The organism is Limnothrix sp. FACHB-1083 (assembly GCF_014696485.1).
Lineage (GTDB): Bacteria > Cyanobacteriota > Cyanobacteriia > CACIAM-69d > CACIAM-69d > CACIAM-69d.
Genome location: NZ_JACJQD010000006.1, coordinates 95,519 through 114,904, shown reverse-complemented (window position 1 = coordinate 114,904; position 19,386 = coordinate 95,519). Strand labels below are relative to the sequence as shown.

At 56.1% G+C, this 19,386-nt stretch carries 23 protein-coding genes; 13 read left to right on the top strand and 10 right to left on the bottom strand.

All coding sequences use genetic code 11. From position 1 onward, the window contains the following. Positions 1 to 74 precede the first annotated feature (74 nt). The 3 genes from H6F46_RS09645 to H6F46_RS09635 form a co-directional block, all read right to left on the bottom strand. Positions 75 to 1,322 (bottom strand): FIST N-terminal domain-containing protein, encoded by a 1,248-nt coding sequence (locus H6F46_RS09645; protein ID WP_234406964.1) that lies wholly within the window; start codon positions 1,320 to 1,322, stop codon positions 75 to 77. A 130-nt stretch (positions 1,323 to 1,452) separates the two neighbouring features. Next, complete coding sequence (locus H6F46_RS09640; RefSeq protein ID WP_190354604.1) at positions 1,453 to 2,862, bottom strand: ferredoxin:protochlorophyllide reductase (ATP-dependent) subunit N; 1,410 nt, start codon at positions 2,860 to 2,862, stop codon at positions 1,453 to 1,455. A 275-nt stretch (positions 2,863 to 3,137) separates the two neighbouring features. Then, a complete protein-coding gene (locus tag H6F46_RS09635) occupies positions 3,138 to 3,584 on the bottom strand; it encodes a DUF5331 domain-containing protein (protein ID WP_190354603.1) in 447 nt (148 codons plus the stop codon). A gap of 21 nt (positions 3,585 to 3,605) precedes the next feature. Here H6F46_RS09635 and H6F46_RS09630 point away from each other — a divergent pair, with 21 nt between their 5' ends. Then, positions 3,606 to 3,779 (top strand): hypothetical protein, encoded by a 174-nt coding sequence (locus H6F46_RS09630; protein WP_158234458.1) that lies wholly within the window; start codon positions 3,606 to 3,608, stop codon positions 3,777 to 3,779. 28 nt (positions 3,780 to 3,807) lie between these two features. Here H6F46_RS09630 and bchL read toward each other — a convergent pair whose 3' ends face one another. Continuing rightward, positions 3,808 to 4,668: a ferredoxin:protochlorophyllide reductase (ATP-dependent) iron-sulfur ATP-binding protein gene (bchL, locus tag H6F46_RS09625; RefSeq protein ID WP_190354602.1), complete on the bottom strand. Its 861-nt coding sequence runs from the start codon at positions 4,666 to 4,668 to the stop codon at positions 3,808 to 3,810. 617 nt (positions 4,669 to 5,285) lie between these two features. On the opposite strand from bchL, the gene H6F46_RS09620 reads away from it, so the two are divergent. The 3 genes from H6F46_RS09620 (at position 5,286) to H6F46_RS09610 (ending at position 6,867) form a co-directional block, all read left to right on the top strand. Further along, a complete protein-coding gene (locus H6F46_RS09620) occupies positions 5,286 to 5,651 on the top strand; it encodes a hypothetical protein (RefSeq protein ID WP_190354601.1) in 366 nt (121 codons plus the stop codon). Then, positions 5,641 to 6,063, top strand: a complete 423-nt coding sequence (locus H6F46_RS09615; RefSeq protein WP_099533685.1) for a hypothetical protein — start codon at positions 5,641 to 5,643, stop codon at positions 6,061 to 6,063. The genes H6F46_RS09620 and H6F46_RS09615 overlap by 11 nt, the downstream gene beginning before the upstream one ends. A 333-nt stretch (positions 6,064 to 6,396) precedes the next feature. Then, positions 6,397 to 6,867 carry a hypothetical protein gene (locus H6F46_RS09610; protein ID WP_190354600.1) on the top strand — a complete coding sequence of 157 codons (471 nt, stop codon included), beginning with the start codon at positions 6,397 to 6,399 and terminating at the stop codon, positions 6,865 to 6,867. A 7-nt stretch (positions 6,868 to 6,874) separates the two neighbouring features. Here H6F46_RS09610 and H6F46_RS19570 read toward each other — a convergent pair whose 3' ends face one another. Beyond that, complete coding sequence (locus H6F46_RS19570; RefSeq protein ID WP_255508951.1) at positions 6,875 to 7,003, bottom strand: hypothetical protein; 129 nt, start codon at positions 7,001 to 7,003, stop codon at positions 6,875 to 6,877. Then, positions 6,984 to 9,263 (bottom strand): molecular chaperone DnaK, encoded by a 2,280-nt coding sequence (gene dnaK, locus H6F46_RS09605; RefSeq protein ID WP_190354599.1) that lies wholly within the window; start codon positions 9,261 to 9,263, stop codon positions 6,984 to 6,986. The genes H6F46_RS19570 and dnaK overlap by 20 nt, the downstream gene beginning before the upstream one ends. Positions 9,264 to 9,599: 336 nt before the next feature. On the opposite strand from dnaK, the gene H6F46_RS09600 reads away from it, so the two are divergent. Both H6F46_RS09600 and H6F46_RS09595 read left to right on the top strand, forming a co-directional pair. Further along, entirely contained in the window at positions 9,600 to 10,358 is a 759-nt protein-coding gene (locus H6F46_RS09600) for a Uma2 family endonuclease (protein WP_190354598.1), read from the top strand. A 91-nt stretch (positions 10,359 to 10,449) separates the two neighbouring features. Then, positions 10,450 to 11,007: a hypothetical protein gene (locus H6F46_RS09595; protein WP_190354597.1), complete on the top strand. Its 558-nt coding sequence runs from the start codon at positions 10,450 to 10,452 to the stop codon at positions 11,005 to 11,007. Positions 11,008 to 11,142: 135 nt separating this feature from the next. On the opposite strand, the gene gshA is transcribed toward H6F46_RS09595, so the two are convergent. After that, the gene (gene gshA, locus H6F46_RS09590; protein ID WP_190354596.1) at positions 11,143 to 12,297 is read right to left on the bottom strand and encodes a glutamate--cysteine ligase; all 1,155 of its coding nucleotides are present in this window, start codon (positions 12,295 to 12,297) and stop codon (positions 11,143 to 11,145) included. A gap of 251 nt (positions 12,298 to 12,548) precedes the next feature. Further along, the gene (locus H6F46_RS09585; protein WP_099533671.1) at positions 12,549 to 13,466 is read right to left on the bottom strand and encodes a histone deacetylase; all 918 of its coding nucleotides are present in this window, start codon (positions 13,464 to 13,466) and stop codon (positions 12,549 to 12,551) included. A 92-nt stretch (positions 13,467 to 13,558) separates the two neighbouring features. Between H6F46_RS09585 and H6F46_RS09580 the strand changes: the two genes are divergently transcribed. The 6 genes from H6F46_RS09580 (at position 13,559) to rph (ending at position 17,561) form a co-directional block, all read left to right on the top strand. Then, on the top strand, positions 13,559 to 13,777 hold the full coding sequence (locus H6F46_RS09580) for a hypothetical protein (RefSeq protein ID WP_190354595.1): 219 nt from the start codon (positions 13,559 to 13,561) through the stop codon (positions 13,775 to 13,777). A gap of 60 nt (positions 13,778 to 13,837) precedes the next feature. Then, the gene (locus H6F46_RS09575) at positions 13,838 to 14,356 is read left to right on the top strand and encodes a hypothetical protein (protein ID WP_099533668.1); all 519 of its coding nucleotides are present in this window, start codon (positions 13,838 to 13,840) and stop codon (positions 14,354 to 14,356) included. 39 nt (positions 14,357 to 14,395) lie between these two features. Continuing rightward, a complete protein-coding gene (locus tag H6F46_RS09570) occupies positions 14,396 to 14,935 on the top strand; it encodes a TolB family protein (protein ID WP_099533666.1) in 540 nt (179 codons plus the stop codon). 384 nt (positions 14,936 to 15,319) lie between these two features. Next, the gene (locus tag H6F46_RS09565; RefSeq protein ID WP_190354594.1) at positions 15,320 to 15,568 is read left to right on the top strand and encodes an MbtH family NRPS accessory protein; all 249 of its coding nucleotides are present in this window, start codon (positions 15,320 to 15,322) and stop codon (positions 15,566 to 15,568) included. Positions 15,569 to 15,710: 142 nt separating this feature from the next. Beyond that, positions 15,711 to 16,805, top strand: coding sequence for a peptide chain release factor 1 (prfA, locus tag H6F46_RS09560; protein WP_099533664.1), 1,095 nt, complete (start codon positions 15,711 to 15,713; stop codon positions 16,803 to 16,805). 27 nt (positions 16,806 to 16,832) lie between these two features. Further along, positions 16,833 to 17,561 carry a ribonuclease PH gene (gene rph, locus H6F46_RS09555; RefSeq protein WP_190354593.1) on the top strand — a complete coding sequence of 243 codons (729 nt, stop codon included), beginning with the start codon at positions 16,833 to 16,835 and terminating at the stop codon, positions 17,559 to 17,561. A gap of 42 nt (positions 17,562 to 17,603) precedes the next feature. On the opposite strand, the gene H6F46_RS09550 is transcribed toward rph, so the two are convergent. Both H6F46_RS09550 and H6F46_RS09545 read right to left on the bottom strand, forming a co-directional pair. Further along, entirely contained in the window at positions 17,604 to 17,939 is a 336-nt protein-coding gene (locus tag H6F46_RS09550) for a XisI protein (RefSeq protein WP_190354592.1), read from the bottom strand. Next, complete coding sequence (locus tag H6F46_RS09545) at positions 17,927 to 18,460, bottom strand: element excision factor XisH family protein (protein WP_347278304.1); 534 nt, start codon at positions 18,458 to 18,460, stop codon at positions 17,927 to 17,929. Before H6F46_RS09545 ends, H6F46_RS09550 begins: the two co-directional genes overlap by 13 nt. 106 nt (positions 18,461 to 18,566) lie before the next feature. Between H6F46_RS09545 and surE the strand changes: the two genes are divergently transcribed. Beyond that, positions 18,567 to 19,259 (top strand): 5'/3'-nucleotidase SurE, encoded by a 693-nt coding sequence (gene surE / locus H6F46_RS09540; protein WP_190354591.1) that lies wholly within the window; start codon positions 18,567 to 18,569, stop codon positions 19,257 to 19,259. The last annotated feature ends 127 nt before the right edge of the window (positions 19,260 to 19,386 follow it).

The following is a 19,386-nucleotide window of genomic DNA, read 5'->3' as shown; positions in this document are numbered from 1 at the left end:
AGATGCCATGGAGCAATGATTCGGTGGGCACTGCCCACCCTACAGGCTAAGTTGAGTTGCCCGAAGTTGAATGGCTAGGCCTTGGGGCGAAACAGGGCAAAAACGGAGGTGTAACCGTGAATAAAGGTTGTGCCACCCACGGGGCCAATTTCACCGTTGCAGAAAAAGCCCGCCACGGGCATCAGACCCAAATATTTTTGCAACAGGCAGGAATCAAAATTGGCTTTGTTATAAAGCCCTTGGCCACGACCCACACAGGCAAACATCAAGGCCCCGATCGGGTCGGGCTGTTCCGATGGGCGATCGCGCAAATACCGTTCCAACAGGGCGCGTAGGTCTTCGGCGGAGGTGTCCGCATCTCGCAAATGAAACTGAATCCGTTGGCCCCGGCGGATTCGATCGCCGATCGCGATCGCGCCGCCGCTGGGATCCACCCCCAACAGGTTGCGAATCAGAAAATCGCCGGGTTCCAGGGTTTGGCGAAAGGCATCGCGGGCCAAACCCACAAAAAGGGAATATTGCGCCAGTTCGCGATCCTTGTCGCTGAGTTCTTCAATCAGTTGCCGCAGGGCCTTGAGGGGGGCTTGGGGTTTGTCGGCGATCGTGTCTTTGTCCATCTGAATCGACACTTGCATCACGATGTTGCGCTCGCATTCCGTGACCCACAGGGGCTGACCGATCGGGCGGCAACCTTGGGCCACAATCGGCTCAATCACCACATCGCCGCTGAGGGCCACCCCCACCGCGCCCGATCGATAGGCCCGATAGTCCGCAAAGAGTTGCTTGGTTTCCCGAAAGGAGTCCCCGCTGGCCAAGCCGCCCACGGTCACGGAGCCGGGATAGGCATAGTCCAGCCCTTGCAGCAGGTCGTTCATTTGCACCAACCCCGGATCCGCAAAGACCAAAAAGTTAGGGTTCGTGGCGGGATCTGCCCCGATCGCCTCAATCCAGGGTTGGGGCGGCCCATCCAAATCGGGCAGGGCCTCGCGATCGATGTGAAAGGTTTGGATGGTGACGTTGGGTAACCGAGCGGCCATCACGCAGAGGGCCGGATCATCTTCCACCTCTTCCACCTGTTGCGGATCCAGGTTGCCCACAACGCCGCTGCCCCCACAGCCCGCCATGGCCCGAGCAGGCAGGCGATCGCGCAGCAGGGGCATCAGCCGCGCATATTCGCTGCTGAAGGCCGATGAAATGAAGACCAGCAACAAATCTGGCGGTTGCCCCAAGGTGGCCAAAACACGCTGGCTGACCTCATCAATGGCCGCTTCTAGGGATGGTTGCTTGGAAACGGCGCTGACCCATTTCATTTGGTCACTCATGGGGGTTGTCCTCCTGCGGGCGCGGGTCGATCGCTCGGATCGAGTCGGATCAAGATCCTAACCCGGGAGCCTCTGGCCAAGGGCGATCGTGCAGCGAACTGTTGCAAATGAAGTGAGGAGCCGTTTGGATTTACACGGAGGTGGTTTCCCGGACTAATTTGTCCCAACCCAACTCCTTCAGTGCGCCGTTACGACGCAAGGGGCGCGTCACCAATTCCAAAATGTCGCGAGTGCTGCCAAAGCCGTGAATTTGGGCAAAGGTAAACTCCACCGACCACTTGGTATTAATGCCGCGTGCTTCCAAGGGATTGGCGTGGGCCATGCCGGTAATCACCAAATCCGGCTGCAAATCATAGATGCGCTGAATTTGATTGTAGTTGTCCGGCTTTTCAACAATCCGGGGCAATTTCACCCCCATTTCCTGACAGGTTTTGGTTAACAAATCCAGCTCGGCTCCTTGGTAGCGCTTGTCCATGTAGGGAATGCCAATTTCCGGCACGGTTGCTCCACAACGAATCAGGAACCGCGCCATGGAAACTTCGAGCAAATTGTCACCCATGAAGAAAATCGACTTGCCCCGAATCAGTTGCACATAGTCTTCCACGCTCTGCCAAATTTGTGCTTCCCGCTCGGCCAGTCCTTGGGGTTCAATGCCCAACACTGCACAGATTTTTTCGATCCAAGCGCGAGTGCCATCGGGCCCGATCGGGAAGGGTGCGCCAATCAATTTGCACTTGCGCCGCCGCATGAAGGCCGTGGCGGTGCGCGAGAGGAATGGATTCACCCCGGATGCGTAGTAGCCTTCGGCGAGGGCGGGCAATTCTGTGTAGCGTTTGGCGGGCAACCAGCCGGCTAATTTAATTCCTTGGCGCTTCAGCTCGAGGGTCAATTGCGTGACGATCGGGTCAGGCACTGAGCCAAACAACACCAGCGGTTGATGGTTCACATAGCCCGCTTCGTCTTCTTGGATTTCTTCTTTCTTTTTGCCAAAGTTCAGCAACTTTTGAATGGCGTTGCGATCGTCTGCGGCGGCGGGGGTTTGTTGGGTGGCATCGGGGCAGCGCTGCACCATGGCTGCCAGCACCGTATCTTCCCCTTGGGTAAAGGCATAATCCAGCCCATTGGCGCGGGCCACCACGATCGGGATGCCGATTTCTGCTTCTAGTTTGGGGGCAATTCCTTCCAGATCCATCTTGATGATTTCGGTGGTGCAAGTGCCGATCCAAACAATCACCGACGGGTTGCGATCGCGCTTGATATCTTCACAGAGTCGTTTCAGTTCTGCATAGTCATTCAACTGAGCAGAAATATCCCCTTCCTCGAGTTCCGCCATGGCATAGCGTGGCTCGGCAAAAATCATCACACCCATGGCATTTTGCAAGAAATAGCCACAGGTTTTCGTGCCAATCACTAAGAAGAAACTATCTTCGATTTTTTGATAGAGCCAAGCGACGCAACTGATCGGGCAAAAGGTGTGATAATTGCCCGTTTCGCAGTCGAATTGGAGGGCGGGGGTGTTGGGTTCGATCGTGGCAGTCATCGGCTGTTCCTCACAGGTAAAACGGTTGAGTTTTGGGGGATGAATCGTAGGGATTGTCGTCATTTTTTGGATGCAAGCTGAAACAGTTGCTTTTCCATGCCCCAATCCTCGTAACAAGATGCTCAAGCCCCTTGTCCCCACGATCCGCTAACGGTGGAATCAGGGGTTTGGGCGATTGACGACGAGCCTTACGTTCCTACTTGGATGTTTGGTTGAAATGAAACCCGCTACCCTGACCGCGATCGAACCCTGAATTTCGCGGAATTTCGCTGAACTTAAAAGGTCGATCGCTCCCAAATGGGAATCAGCTCAGCATCGCGGGTGCGGCCATTGCAGTCGGTTTCCTCAAGCTGTTCGATCGGGGGTTGGGCAAACTCGATCGGCGCAGGATCGCTGGCGGGTAACAGGATGGCGGGACGGTTGCGGCGTTCGCGGGCGGCGGCCTTGGCGGCTAGCTCCAATTCCCGATCGGGGTCAAAGTCCAGCCCCAGCGCTTCGATTACCCGATCGGGATCGCTGCTGAGATCCACCAACAGCGGCATCAACTCCGTCACTCGTGGTTCCAGCACCGTCGCCGTCGCCAACAAAAAACTCGACAGGGGGCGGCGGTGGCCCAACTCGCTTTCTGTCCAAATGGCCATGCGGGCTAACCAGGAACGGTTATCGCGGTAATAGTCCAGCCACTTTTGACGGAGCGATCGGCGCAACTGTTCAACGTTCATAGGGCGGAAGATCGGTGGACTTTGGAGATATCAAACCTCGATCGAGCCTACCTGATTAATCCCTATCCGGGCGCAGCGGTTGCAGGGGAATTGTGGGGCCTTGGGCGGAGGGCGCACAGCGGTGCGCCCCTACGTTTTGCCTTGGTTTTGTCGATCGCCCAACCGATCGCCCGTCGCTGGGGGCAAGGGGCTTAAGCCCCTTGTCTGGACTGGGGTTTCGCCCTTACACCATCATCAATTCGGGTTCGGGTTCCGTTGTCTTTGGTGCTTGCGGATTCAGATAGAAGTCCGACAGCATCGAGAACAACTCCCGATCGGGTGATCCATCGGGAACCACGCCTTCCGGCATCGCCAACAGTTGATCGGCAATGTTCAGGTAATAGTCACAAACCGGCAGCAACGACGGGTCAGACTCCGCCATCTCAAACAGCGTTTTGCCCTTCACCCGCGACACGCGAATATCTTCAATCAGCGGCAAAATCTCCAGCACCGGCATCGGCACGGCGCTGACATATTTATCAATCAGATCCCGCTTGGAAGTCCGGTTGCCAATCAAGCCCGCCAGCCGCAGCTTGTGCGTCCGCGCCTTTTCGCGCACCGAAGCCGCAATCCGATTGGCCGCAAACAGCGCATCAAACCCGTTGTCCGTGACGATCACGCAGTAGTCCGCATAGTTCAAGGGAGCCGCAAAGCCGCCGCAAACCACATCGCCCAACACGTCGAACAAAATCACGTCGTACTCATCAAAGGCGTTCAGCTCCCGCAGCAGCTTCACCGTTTCGCCCACCACGTAGCCCCCGCAGCCCGCGCCGGCCGGCGGCCCGCCCGCTTCCACGCAATGCACGCCGCCATAGCCCTTGTGGATCACGTCATCGGGCCAAACGTCTTCGTAGTGATAGCTCTTGGCTTGCAGGGTGTCGATGATCGTGGGGATCAGGTAGCCCGTGAGCGTGAAGGTGCTGTCGTGTTTCGGATCGCAGCCAATTTGCAGCACTTTTTTGCCACGACGGGCGAGGGCTACGGAGATGTTGCAACTGGTGGTGGATTTGCCGATGCCACCTTTGCCATAGACAGCGAGTTTCACGGGGGGAGTCCTCTGGGGAAATCTGGTTGGAACAGGACTGGAGCAGGAATGCAACGGGGATTTAGTCTCGGTCAAGCTCAATCAATCTCGGTCAACCTCGATCAAGCTCAGTCAGGCGGGGTTAATCTCGCTTAGTCTTCGCCAATCTCGGTGAGCTGCCCGAGTCCTGAACCGGCAGACCGAGGGCGATCGAAATGAGCGAGATGGCAAAAATCAAAACCGGAGCATTGAAGCCTGAGCAGAGGGGCCGATCAGGAATGGGATTAATCGCGAATGAAGCTCAGCGGTAACGAAAATCGGGAATGCAGCCAAAAAACTGAGTTGGGGGTGGGCAGCCCTGGAGCGATCGCGGTTGGTTGCCCCACCGATGGCATTATCAGCAGATTTTTCCCGAAAGGAAAGCAAGGCTAATTTTGTCCGGCCGCGTCAGCAGTCTAAGGGCTGACCCTAAATTCAAAAAATGGTTTTAAAGCTGATTAAAATTAAATAAATGCGTTTTTAAGCCAAATTAGTCAAGTTTAGGGTCTAATTTATATAAAAATAAAAACAAAACCAAAACACAACTTCCTAGACCAGCCCAGCCCTTAACTCAAAGCCTGCTCGACTCCCTCATCAGTTTGGGCTTTCCCAAAGGCGGATCCGAGGGCGATCGCACCCCAAAACAGCCGGGCGATCGGGAAATTTGGCGCTGTTTGTTAAGAATTCAATCAAAGCGGGGAGGGTTGGCAGAAAACCAGGCGACGGGATTGATCGATCAGCTCACCCTTAGCAGCGATCCCCGATCGGGAGTTGCACCCACTCGTCAAGGAAGCCAGAATCGATCGGCCGCTGGCGAGTGGTTTGTGGCAAATTGGTGGCAGCATCGAGCCAGTTGTGTTACGCCATCTGGTGTTGCCCAATGGTGCAACGGCCCAAAACGCCTGCTGTTTTTGAAGTCTCTCCGAGTCCTGTTGTTGCCGAGGGTTGCCCGTTATGTCTTTTGAGGTGTTGTTGATCCTGATCCTGGCGCTGATTTTTCTGTTGCAGTGGCTTGATGGACTTGATCGCGATCGACGCAAGGCAATTGAAGTGCGCCAAAAGGCTGAAGCGGATCTCCTCAATATGTTGATGTTGCGTAAATCCTTGGCAGATTTGCTGAAAAAATTGGCGGCGAACCCTGGCGACATGGGCTTGCAACAACAGGTTTTGGCCTCGATGCGAGTGCAGGAGGATGCCAAAGGAACTGGCCTGGGTTATGGCTCCCTGTTGGCGCTTTTTGAGGCGAATTCCGGTGATAAAACCCTGCGCAAAACGGTGCTAGAGGCGGGCCGGATTCACTACGGCAAGATTGCGGGCGGGGTGGCTTCGTTGGATGATGAACGCCGAGTCATGAACGATATTGCCGTTCGATCGTAGGAATGATCGCACGGGTGCTGAAGGTTTCTCCTCCGGGCGATCGCGGGGTGAGTTTTCCCCTTGGAGGTCAAGGCTTTTGGCAGTAATGTTTTTAAAGCTAGTAGGGTGGGCATCGCCCACCACCCTCTAGTCCAAGTAGTATCCAGCCCCAAAGTCACAACTCCCCTCTCCCCAGTAGTGACCGGATTCATTGGGCGATGCGTCGTAGGTGGGCACTGCCCACCCTACAGGCTGAACTCATTCTTGGAACTGCCTCGGGCATCAGCCTCGAAAGTTTTGTTTGGGAAACTGTTTCTTTGATTCGCAAGCCGGGAAACCTAGTCTGAGCTGTTTATGGTTTTGTCAAACCCTGCCCTTAAATTGCCCGCTGCGATCGCCCTTGTCTGCGTCTTGACCGGTTGCGCCCAAAGCAAAGTGGCCCAATGCAAACAATTGGTGACCATTGCCAACTTGGCCAACGAAACGGCCCGGGAAGCCGCCACCGGTAAACCGGAGGCCATGCGCCGTGCTGCTGAATCGTTCGATCGAGCTGCCCAGGATTTGGGCAAGTTGCCGCTCAGTGACACGCAATTAAAAGACCATCGATCGCGCTTGGCGGATATCTACACCGACACCAGCCGCAGCACCCGTGAATTTTTGAACGCCATTCAGCAAAAGGATCGCAACCTGGCTGAAATTGCGGTGCAATCGCTGGAACAGTCCGCCAACAATGAGCGCAACCTGATCCAAACCATTAATCAAACCTGTCAGGTGGCTGAATCTGCCGCCAGCAATCCGACCCAGCCGAGTCCCCCAGCGCCGTGAGATCCGTTCACCGCTGATTACTGCTGATTACCGCTAATTCCCGCTGAGACAACCCACAGAGCGCGGTTTTCTGGAGGTCGATCGCGAGACTCATGGCCCCGCGATCGACCTTTGCATTAAAACCAGTCGTCCTCATCGTCCCAATTGTCGTTGTAGGTCGATCGCCGATCGCGCGGTTGGTTGCTGCCGCCCATGTTGTTGTTGCGGGCTTCCCGTCGATCGCCCGATCGCCCTGACCCATCCCGAGGGGCGGGCCGGCTGGGGCGATCGGCTGGATTCCCATAGCCGCCGCCATAGCCCAAATCGTAGGGATCGCGCGATGCCGGGCGGCTCGGTTCCCGACGGCGATCGCCCTGGCCATTCGGTTCATTCCAACCCCGATCGCCTCGGCCCAGGTCGCCGCCTCGGCCCAAGTCGCCGCCCCGGCCGTAATCATTGCGGCCATAGTCGTTGCGTCCGTAATCATTCCGACCGTAGTTGTAGTCACGATCGTAGCGATCGCCGCCACCTAACACCGCGTCGCGTCCATCCTGGAAGGTGCGCCGGATCGACCCAAAGAAGTTGTCGTCATCTTCTTCGGCATAGCGATCGCGCACGTCCCGATTCAGGTTGTAGATCGCGTCTTGCAAGTCAGCCTGGGTGCGATCGATCTCGATGTCGTCGCTGGCGGCGATCGCCTCGCGCAGGGCCTTGACGGTTTTCTCGATCGCCCGCCGATGCACCTCCACAAACTGCATCCCAAAATCGAGGGTCGCCTCCCGCAGTTGCCGTTCCGCTTGGAAAGTGAGGGCTTCGGCGCGGTTGCGTTTGTCCACCCGATCGCGCTGCGATCGATCCTGGTCGGCAAACTGCTGGGCCTCCTCGATCGCCTGGCGCACCTCCGCCTCATTCAGGGTCGAAGCATCCTGGATAATCACACTTTGCTCGCGGCCCGTGGTCATATCCAGCGCCGTCACCTGCAAAATACCGTTCGCATCGATGTCAAAGGCCACCCGCACTTGGGGCACACCACGCGGCGCGGGCGGCAAGCCCTTGAGGATAAATTTTCCGAGGGATTTGTTGTTGGCCGCCATTTCCCGCTCCCCTTGCAGGATATGGATTTCCACCTGGGTTTGGTTGTTTTCGCTGGTGGAAAACATGTCCGATCGCCGCACGGGAATTGTCGTGTTGCGCGGAATCAGCTTTTTCATCACGCCGCCCGAGGTTTCCAATCCTAAGGACAGGGGCGTAACATCCAGCAGCAAAATATCTTTTACTTCGCCGCCCAGGATGCCCGCCTGGATTGCCGCGCCCACGGCCACCACCTCATCGGGGTTGACGTTTTGGCTCGGTTCCTTGCCCACGAGCGATCGCACCACGTCCTGCACAAAGGGAATTCGTGTGGAGCCGCCCACCAACACCACTTCATCGATCTGCGATGGCCGCAACCCCGCATCCATAAAGGCCCGCTTCAGGGGCGCGCGAATCCGTTCGATCAAGTCCGTGCAAAGGCCCTCAAACTGCGATCGGGTCAGGCGCGTTTCCAAATGCTTGGGCCCGTCTTCCGTGGCGGTGATGAAGGGCAAGTTAATTTCCGTCGCGCCCACGCCGGACAGCTCAATTTTGGCCTTTTCCGCCGCTTCCGTCAGCCGTTGCAGGGATTGGCGATCGCGCCGCAAGTCCAGCCCCTCGGTTTCTAGGAACTGCTCCGCCAGCCAATCCACAATTTTGCGATCGAAATCATTCCCGCCCAACTGCGTGTCGCCGCTGGTGGCCTTCACCTCAAAGACCCCATCGCCCACTTCCAGCAGGGACACATCAAACGTGCCGCCCCCGAGGTCAAACACCAACACCGTTTGGCTACTGGCCCGATCGAGACCATAGGCCAACGCCGCCGCCGTCGGTTCATTAATAATCCGCTTCACATCCAGCCCGGCAATCCGCCCCGCATCGCGCGTGGCCTGCCGCTGGGAATCGTTGAAATAGGCCGGAACCGTAATCACCGCGCCGGTCACGGGCTGACCCAAATAGCGCTCGGCTTCGTCGGCCAGCTTCCGCAAAATCATCGCTGACAGTTCTTCCGCCGGAAAGTCGCGCTGCAACTTGGGGCACACCACCCGCACATTCCCCTCCTCATTGCGCCGAATCGTGTAGGGCACGCGCTTTGAAGAAGGCGACAGCTCATCGTATTTGCGGCCAATGAACCGCTTCAGTCCATAAAAGGTGTTTTGCGGATTCAACACCGTTTGGCGGCGAGCCAGTTGCCCCACCACCTTTTCGCCATCTTTGTTGAACCCAACGACGGACGGGGTGGTTCTCATCCCTTCGGCATTGGCAATGACGACGGGTTTCCCGCCTTCCATGACGGCCACGACGGAGTTGGTCGTACCGAGATCGATGCCAACGACTTTTCCCATTGCTTGGTTGCTTGTCTCTTGTTGCGGCTGCGAGTGGCTGAGGGGGCGATCGGGAGGGCCGTTCAGCCGAGTTGGATGAATGAACCAGCCCAATGACTGGCGCTTGAGATTGAGGGGCCCAGACAAGGGGCTTAAGCCCCTTGCCCCCCGGATCTCAAGGAATTTGCGGGGGACAGACTCAGCGCCCGATCGCGCGTTAAGAATCTTGTCGGCTTCATTCTATCCTGTGGCTTCCCATCCACCGAACCGAGGCACGATCGAAACCGGGATCAACCTTGGCCAAAATCCTTTGCCAGAATGGAGAATGTTAGGCCGCAATGCCAGGAGCGTCGCCCCATGCTGCCATCCTTCCTAGAATCATTGCCCAACGCTGACGAACTCCCCGATTCTTGCGATATTCCCGTGGATAACGAAGACCAGAATTTTATTCCCAACGTCCTCTTGTTCCTGCTGGAATACATTTGGAAGCATCGGGAAGACTGGTTTTTTGCGGTTGATATGGGGGTTTACCACGCCACGGGGCCTCATCCGAAAGTGCCGGTGATTCCCGATGGCTTTTTGAGCCTGGGGGTCGATCGCCGCAAGAATGGTAAGCCGCGCCGTAGCTACATCACCTGGACGGAAAACAACATCCCACCGATTTTGACTTTGGAGGTGGTTTCCTACACACCGGGTGAAGAGTATGACGAAAAAATGGCAATTTACGCCCGACTGGGGGTGTTGTATTACGTGATCTACAATCCCGAATTTTGGCGGCGGGATGGTCACTTGCCCTTAGAGGTTTACAAGCTGGTGGAGGGAACCTATCAACTTCAGGTGGGTGAACCTTGCTGGATGCCGGAAATTGGCTTGGGAATTGGGCGCGATCGGCTGGTGGATGACCCGTTCGATCGGGAAGTCCTGACTTGGTGCGACGCTCAGGGCCGACGCTATCGCAGCGAGGCGGAGGTGGAGCGCGATCGAGCCGCCGCCGAACGCCAACGGGCCGCAACCGAGGCCCAGCGAGCTGACGAGGCCCAGCAACGGGCCGATCGCTTGGCGGAGCGGCTGCGGGAGTTGGGCATTGATCCGGAGGCGGGGGAAGCCGTTGATTAGCCCAAGAGGCGTGAATTTTCTTAAGGGATGGGAAATTCGCGGGGGCAACTGGCTAGACTGAGCGAGAACGGTTTTGAGAGCCAGGGGCACCATGAGTGCGTTTGATTTTCAGCGATCGGGCGATCGCCCCCCCAGATTCAGCAAAGCGCCCAAGCCTCGGGAGTTGGGGTGGTCGGTGTTGGCTCCCTTGGATGATCGCGATCAGCACCCCTGTCCCATTTGTCGCCACGGACAAATTCAGCCGATGCCGATGATGGAGGATGCCTGGGCCTGCGATTTTTGTCGGCATCTGTTCACGCTGGATTTGCAATCTCGGATTTTGCGGGTGGAAGACAGCACCCAGCCCTTGCAGTGGCGTTGGTTGGGGCGATCGTGGCAACCGGTGCGCTACAGCAATGAAGCGCTCACACCGACCATTTGGCTGCTGGCCGTGATTTTGGCGATCGGGCCGGTGGGGTTGATTGGTTTGTCGCAATACCTCTTTCCCCCTTTACCCAGCTCCCGATCGGTGGGATTTGGCCAAGGGTGGTTAATTTCAGCGGCGATCGGGCATTTCATTTTGGCCGCCTGGTTGGTGCTGGAACATTACCAGTGGCCGCTCTATGTGTCGTTGAAGTTGCGCTGGCAAGATTGGCGATCGAACCGCTGATTATCCCAACTGATCATCTCGATTTGACTCGATTTGACTTGATCTGAGTTGATCTGAATCATGCGGATCAAATCGGCGCGATCGGCTGAAGCGCAATCCATGGGCGCGATTAACCAGGCTGGCCCCACCCACGACCTAGGCCACCAATGAACCTTGACAGGTTTGGTCTGCCAATTCCCGTTCCCACTGCTGGGCCTCTTGAATCGCCTGGGCTACCACCGCTTGGCAACTGTGGCCCGTTTCCACCTGCTGGAGCCACTGCTGGGCGGCATTGCCTTCCCGCAAAATGCGCTGCAAGGGTGACAGGAAGCAGCTAAACCCGCGCTCTTTGGCGATCGGGCGTAATTCTGCATAGAGTTGAGCGATCCAATCCCTGGCCTTGATGGTGCGGCCATCCTGCCAATGGCGTAGGGATGCATCCAAGCTGTGGCGAGCGACGGCCATTTCGTTGGCCAGAGTCAACGACAATAAATCGTCATTGCGGGTGGTGGCCGGCAACAGGCTCGCAGTGAGTGGATCTAAGCTGGGATCGTCCATCAATTGGCACAGCCGAGCCTCCAGTAGGGCCGTGATCGCCAGCAGGGCCAATGGGTTAATCACCGGGTCACAAATCCGCATTTCCAATCGATTCAGGTTATAGGGTCGGCAATCGCCGTTGGGCCGCACGGAACTCCAGAGGTGGCGGACATTTTGCATGGTTCCCAGTTCTAATTGCTCTTCCGTCCAGCGAATGAAGTGCGCGTGGCTTTCAAACAGGGGCACTCGATCGGGCGTTTGGGGAAACAGATGCCAGCGGGTGGAATGGAATCCGGTTGGTTCGCCATCCAAGAAAGGAGAGGAAGCACTCAGGGCCAAGTAAAGCGGCGCTTCCACCCGCACCAGCCGACAGGCCCGCATCAACAGTTCTGGATCGGCAATGCCAATGTTGATGTGAACGCTGGCGGTGACGACTTTGGTTCCGTAGGTGCGTTCAATGTAGGCGTGGTAAGGGTTGGCCGGGTCAGATCGGTAGAAGCGATCGCTCCCGCCGAGGGCTAATGTGCCGCCGGGCACTAGGGTGTAGGGGCCCAGGGTTTTCAGGTATTGGCGCAGGCGCAACCGAGGAACGAGCAAATCGCACAGCAACCGCTCATAGCTGCACAGGGGAGCGGTGGTGTATTCCACGTTGCGGCTGTCGGGTTCGCGCACAAAGCCATCGAGGTTGGCGGTAATTCGATCGGACAGGCCCACAATTTGCCCATCGTGGGTTCCGGTATAGATTTCAATTTCAAAGCCTTTGGACAGCATCATAGGGAGTTGTGAAGCAATTGTGCGCGTCGGTCTGCTCTGCCAGCCCGATTTCTATTGTCGCCTGTGGCGCGATCGCCCGAGGGCTGTTCTGCCGTTGCTGGGATTTTTTGGGTCTTGAAAGGGGCGATCGCCCGGCGGCCGTTCTGTCGGGTTCTGGCCTGGTTTTGTTGGATCTGGTTTTGTCTGGCCGGTGGGCGATATGTTGCGCGATCGCCCTTGTGGCGCATCAGTGGCCCAGAAACCGTAGCAGCTCAGAGACCGTAGCACTGGGCGACCTGAGCCGCTGCTCGGTGGATGAGGGCATGGCGATCGACCAGGGCCGCCAAATCATCGCAGTAGCCGCCGCCGATCGTGCAGGCCACGGGATAGCCCGCCGCTACACAGGTAGTCAGCACCTGCATATCCCGCCGAAATAAACCAGAATCGGTGAGGGCGAGCTTGCCCAGCCGATCGCCTCCGTGGGGATCTACCCCCGCATCGTAAATCACCAGATCGGGCCGCACTTGGGCGAGCAAATCTGGCAGGAAGCGATCGAGCGTTTGTAAATAGTCATCATCTTCCATGCCCTCTGGCAATGCCACATCCAAATCGCTGGCCTGTTTGCGGGCGGGAAAATTTGCCTCGCAATGCATGGAAAAGGTGAAGACCTGCGGTTCGTTGCGAAAAATCCAGGCGGTTCCATCCCCTTGATGCACATCCAAGTCCACAATCAAGACCCGATCGACCAAGCCTTCGGCCTGCAAAACCCTGGTGGCGATCGCCAAATCGTTAAAGATGCAAAACCCGGAGCCAAAATCGGGGAAGGCGTGGTGCGTGCCGCCCGCCAAATTGCAAGCCAGCCCATGGCGCAGGGCCAGCCGAGCCGTCAGCACCGTGCCACCAGCCGCCACGCAGGTGCGATTGGCCAAGGCTGGCGACCAGGGCAACCCGATTCGGCGCTGGGCTTTTGGATCCAAAGTGCCTTGGCAATAGGCTTCCACATAGGCGCGATCGTGCACCAGCTCAATCCAGTCCTGGGGCGGCCGATCGGGTTGGTGAAACTGTTCTGGGGTTGCCGTGCCATCGCTGCGTAACCGGTCATAGAGCCTTGCAAACTTTTGCATCGGGAACCGGTGGCCGGGTGGCAACGGCGCGACATAATCGGGGTGATAAACTAGCGGCACATTCATCGCAATCTTGGCTCCGCAATTTTGGCTCCTGGGGCCGGCCTGCGGTGGGTCGCCGGTTCATCGCTGGTTAAAGTTGGGTTAACAAGCCTGGGATGGCGGGTCGATCGACCCGGTTCCCAGCTTGGGGCTATGGGGCTAATCAACGGTTGATTGCTCCGGTTGATGATTCCCCCATGATTGTCCCCAAACGTCTTCCTAGGGTAACGCTCTCGCCTTTGTTGTGCGATTTGGGCGATTCGGATGATTTGGCGATTTGGGTAATCTGGGCGATCGCCCCCCAACGGTTTAATGAACTGAAACTAATGAATTGAAAATAATTGAAAGATTAATTGTTCAATTAGTTCATGGGATTTTGAAACGGGATTTTGTCCGTGCAACCTTTCAGCGCAACTTGGCTTTACGGCAGCAACGATCCGGAGAATGCTGCTTATTTTGAAACGATCCGCCAATGGTGGGTGAGCTTGGCAGGCAAGTCCGTGACCTGGCGACAGCGCTTGCTCGATCGCGCCACGGATCCCCAGACCCTCGATTGGGACGCGGAGCGCTTCGACGATGAATTCACCATCCAAGGGCCAGAAGTGCGGGGCATCACGTTCTATTACAAAAAGCTGGGCAGCGACTTGGAACGCAACAGCACGCCCCAATCCTTGAAGCTGTCAGCCAATGGGCAATATCTCTACATCTATCCCCAATCTCAAAATGATGTGGTGATTCGGGTGGGGCAGCCGGAAGCTCGCTTGGAAACGATCGCCCTCAACAATCCCACCGCCACGGTCAAAACCGGTGGTGGCCAATGCATTCTCACGTTGATCGATCGCCCAGCGGGCCAAGCTGTGGAAGTGACGCTGAATGCAGAATCCCTGCTGGCCCTCAAAAAGCTGTTGCCCTAGATCTTGTGCCGAGATCTTGATCAGCGAGGGGCCCGTGCCATGAGCCAATGCCGCCGAGGGCGATCGCCCCTGCAACAGCTTTGGATCGCCAGTTGGGCGATCGGGTTGGTGGGTTGCGCCAGTGGTCGCACCCTCAGTTTCCCGTTCGATGCGGCCGGAGCCAACCCCAACAGCCTCAACAGCGCCTTTTCGGAAACCAGCCCGGCCGTGGCGGGGCGCTTTTTGGTGTTTGTGTCCGATCGTCGGGGCAGCCAGGATGTGTTGCTCTATGACCTCCAGGAACGACGGGCGATCGAGCTGCCAGAGCTAAACGCCTTTGACACGATCGCCGCCAGCCCCAGCATTTCCAGCGATGGCCGTTGGATTGCCTTTTCTGCCAGTCGCCAAGGCCGCACCGACATTTACCTGTACGATCGCACCACTAACCAGCTCCGCAACCTGACCCAAGCCCTGCAACTAGAAACCCGCAACCCGCAACTGAGCGCCGACGGCAGCCGCATCGCCTTTGAAATTGAACGGAGTGGCCAGTGGGATATCGCAATTTACACCCGCGATGGCCAGCCCATTAATATTCCCTAACTAATTTCCTCTGCCCTGATCTCCTAATAGTCAGCCCATTAATATTCCCTCACTGGTTTTCTGTGTCCTGATTTTCTGATCGCGCAATCTTACCCTTGACTAAAACCAAGCTTCGATGATTGGTTTTTATGAATTCTGACAATGGGCAATTTCTTCTGATTTAAAGAATTTCGTATCTTATTTTTATGATTTAAAGCCTCCAATTGACTTTTCTGGACTAAAAAGATGAATTGATTGGTTCTTGGGTTAAGGATTTTTACAAGAAATTTTAATCTCTATCAAAAATATAAAGCTAATATTTTGATTGCTCCATGAACTGACGAGCAAACTTATAACTGAAATAGTACTGACGAGTTATATAGTTCCTTTATTTCATTCGGAGAAATGGCAATGACGAATGAAAACCAAAGAATTTATAAGGTGGTGGTTAACCATGAGCCGCAGTATTCCATCTGGCCTGTGGATCGAGGAAATCCCTGGGGATGGCGGGATGCAGGCAAAGAGGGGCCGAAGAGTGAATGCCTGAAATATATTCAAGAAGTTGAGTGTGCGGCCATTGGGTATGCAGTCATTTTTGATTCGCCATGTGGCGGTGCCATTCCGTGGCGGGGTTGGCCAGTCGATCTGGTCTGATCGAGAGGTGGCAAGCCTCTGATCTGTCCTAGCTCCGTATTTTTGTGGTATTGGCTAAATCGGCGGTCGGGGGACGATCGTTGATAGCATGGTGGTAGTATTTTGCTCCCTTCATTCGATTTCACGATCGCCCTGCGACCCGATGGCTGAACAATATTTGCTCGATAAGCTGCAATCCGTTGAGCAAACCTTTAATGAGTTAACCCGCCGCCTTGCGGATCCTGATGTGGCCACGGATCCGACAGAATTTCAGCGAGTGGCCAAGGCGCGATCGTCCTTGGAAGAAACGGTGGCGACCTATGACGCATGGAAAACGGCCGTCAGCGACCTGGAAGGGGCCCGCGAAATCCTGAAGGAGTCGGGCGATGACCCGGAGTTGCGGGAAATGGCGCAACTGGAAGTTGAAGAGCTGAACGATCGGGTCGCCCAGTTGGAATATCAACTGAAAATTTTGCTGCTGCCCCGCGACCCCAACGACGACAAAAACATCATGTTGGAAATTCGGGCCGGCACGGGTGGCGATGAGGCCTGTATTTGGGCGGGCGATTTGCTGCGGATGTATTCCCGCTATGCCACCACTCAGGGTTGGAAGGTGGCGTTGGCGAGCGAGTCGCTGTCGGAGGCGGGCGGCTTTAAGGAAGTGATCCTGGAAGTGCAGGGCGATCGGGTTTACAGCAAGCTGAAGTATGAAGCGGGTGTTCACCGGGTGCAGCGCGTGCCGGCCACGGAAGCGGGCGGCCGGGTACATACTTCCACCGCCACGGTGGCGATTATGCCGGAGGTGGATGAAGTGGAAGTTCACATCGACCCGAAGGACATTGAGCTAACCACGGCGCGATCGGGCGGGGCTGGTGGCCAAAACGTGAACAAGGTGGAAACCGCCGCCGACCTGTACCACAAACCGACGGGCATTCGGGTGTTTTGTACGGAGGAGCGATCGCAGCTCAAGAACAAGGAGCGGGCGATGCAAATTTTGCGGGCCAAGCTCTACGAAATGAAGATGCGAGAGCAACAGGAGGCGGTGACTTCTGCCCGGCGATCGCAGGTGGGGAGCGGTTCCCGATCGGAAAAAATTCGCACCTATAACTACAAAGACAATCGCGTGACCGATCACCGTTTGGGCCAAAACTTCACCCTCACGGCGGCCCTCGAAGGTGACATTGACGAGATGATTCAGTCTTGCATCACCCAAGATCAACAGGCCCAATTGGAAGAACTGGCAGCCCAGGTTGGTTAACGTTATCCGCTGTTTGCACCCCTAACCATGTCCTGGCAACGTCCCGACGGTCGATCGCCCGACCAGCTCCGCCCCGTTCAGTTTCAGCGAAATTTCACCAAATATTCTGCCGGGTCTGTGTTGGCCTGTTGTGGTGATACGCAGGTGATTTGCACCGTGTCTGTGCAGTCCGGTGTGCCGCGCTGGCTGGCTGATTCGGGCCAAGGCTGGCTGACGGCGGAATATCGGATGATGCCGGGGGCCACGCCCGATCGCCAGTCGCGGGAAACCTTCAAGCTGTCCGGGCGCACCCAAGAAATTCAGCGGCTAATTGGGCGGAGCCTGCGGGCGGCGGTGGATTTGCGGGGCTTGGGGGAACGTACCCTGACGATTGATGCGGACGTGTTGCAGGCCGATGCGGGCACACGCACCACGGCGATTACGGGTTGCTATGTGGCGCTGGTGGATGCGTTGCAATCGCTGGTGGCCGCTGGGGAGTTGACAACGTTGCCGATCGCCTCGCCAGTCGCTGCTGTTTCCGTGGGGTTGATCGAGGGAGCCGCCTATCTGGATTTGAACTACCCGGAAGATGTGGCCGCCGATGTGGACTTCAACGTGGTGATGAACGGCGAGGGTAATTTAATTGAAGTGCAGGGGACGGCGGAATCGGGCAGCTATAGCCGATCGCAACTGAATGCACTGCTGGATTTAGCCGAACAAGGCATCGGTGAATTGATGACTGCCCAAGCGGCTGCTCTGACCGAATCGCATTCCTAATCAGCTAAAAAGCAGATTGCTCGGCTACTCAAACACTAATGGCTAACTAACGGCAAATCCGTTATATTGACGCATAAATGGCGAGTGATAAGCCAATACGATATCTGTTTTGGGAATGCCTTTTTCTAGGAGTTCATTGGCCACGCCTACTTCTGTTCCATCATATTGAATCCAAATCTTTTCCCCCTTGAGATCGATATGAATTAGAACGCCATAGACTCGTTGTTTCTGAAGCCAACCTGACCGCATAACTTGATAGTGATCACGTTCATGGTCAAATATGGCTGCCATTTCAATCTCGCCATAGGCTGGCTGAATTTGGCTGTGCTCAAGCAAAATTTCTTGAATGACCTGGCGATATTGATCTACTTTATCCATTGAATAATCCTCTTTTCTTCAACGTCATAAACAGCTAAATACAGTTGATACTCTTTGATTCCTTCTTCGACAAATTTAAGTCGAAAAAATTGCTGATAAGCCTGACTGGGAACAGCTAAATATAGAATTCTGTCGGGTTCCTGAACTCGAAGCGCACGACGATAGTTGAGATACTGTCCAACTGCCGTATGAAATTCAGAAATTGCTGAAGGATTTATAAAACTCTTAATCTCAATTGCAATTTTATCGGCATCACGCTGGGCTGCCAACAAGCGCTCTGCACCCAGGTCAATTTGCATTTGCACATCTCCATAATCAATTGGAAAAGGATCATGGGTAATCTGCCATCCTTCTGCAATTAAAGCTGCTTTAACCACGTTATGGAATAGGTCTCTGGCCATTTTGTTGTGATGGTTGAGGCGGAAGTTTTCCGGTGAATGACCGGTGTGATGATGAGTCTGCGCTTGACTGAATTTTAATCGATCGATTGCGGCCAATTGATCGCCTAGTGTTAGGGGCAAGGGGTTTAAACCCCTTGTCTGTTGATGGTGTCGAGGGGCGTGGGTGGATGCTGTGGCTGGCTGGTCAGTGGAACAATAGAAACCTGTTCGTGATCGCTGAGGACTTATGGCGCAGGTTTTGGTGCTGACGAATGATGACGGGTACGATGCGCCGGGGATCGCCGCGCTCGATCGCGCCGTTACGGAATTGCAGTTGGGTTCAGTGCGGTGGGTTGCGCCCGCAGCGGAACAGTCGGGCTGTGGCCACCAGATTACTAACCATCGGGTGCTGGCGGTGCAGGAGCGCGATCGCGGGTTTTCGGTGGCGGGCACACCGGCTGACTGTGTGCGGTTGGCCGTCAGTGAGCTGGTTCCCGAGGTGGGCCTGGTGCTGTCAGGGATTAACGCGGGCGGTAACCTGGGCACGGATGTCTATAACTCGGGTACGGTGGCGGCTGCTCGGGAAGCAACGCTGCAAGGCCGACGGGCGATCGCCCTGTCGCACTGGATTCGACGGCCCTTGGAAATCGATTGGGACTGGGCGGCTCAGCAGGCAGCGCGGGTGTTGCCCCTGTTGCTCGATCGCCCCTGGGAGCCGGGCAGTTTTTGGAATGTGAATTTCCCGCACCTTGACCCCGGCGCTCCCGATCCCGAAATCGTATTTTGTGAGCTGTCTCGTGACCCGGTTCCACCGATCTACCGGCGTACAGAGGAGGGCTATCAGTACAACGGCATCTATGGGGGTCGTCCCTACAAACCCGGAACCGATGTGGCCATTTGCTTTGGTGGCGCGATCGCTGTTACGCAGTTGCGGGTTTAGGGAGCCGATCGCGGGCGATCGCTGGGATCTATCATTCAATCGAATATGGGTCAGATTCCCCGCCGCTCTGCGGTGAAAACAAAAAACTGCAATCTGAATCTTTAGGTTTGGGAACAGATCTACTTCC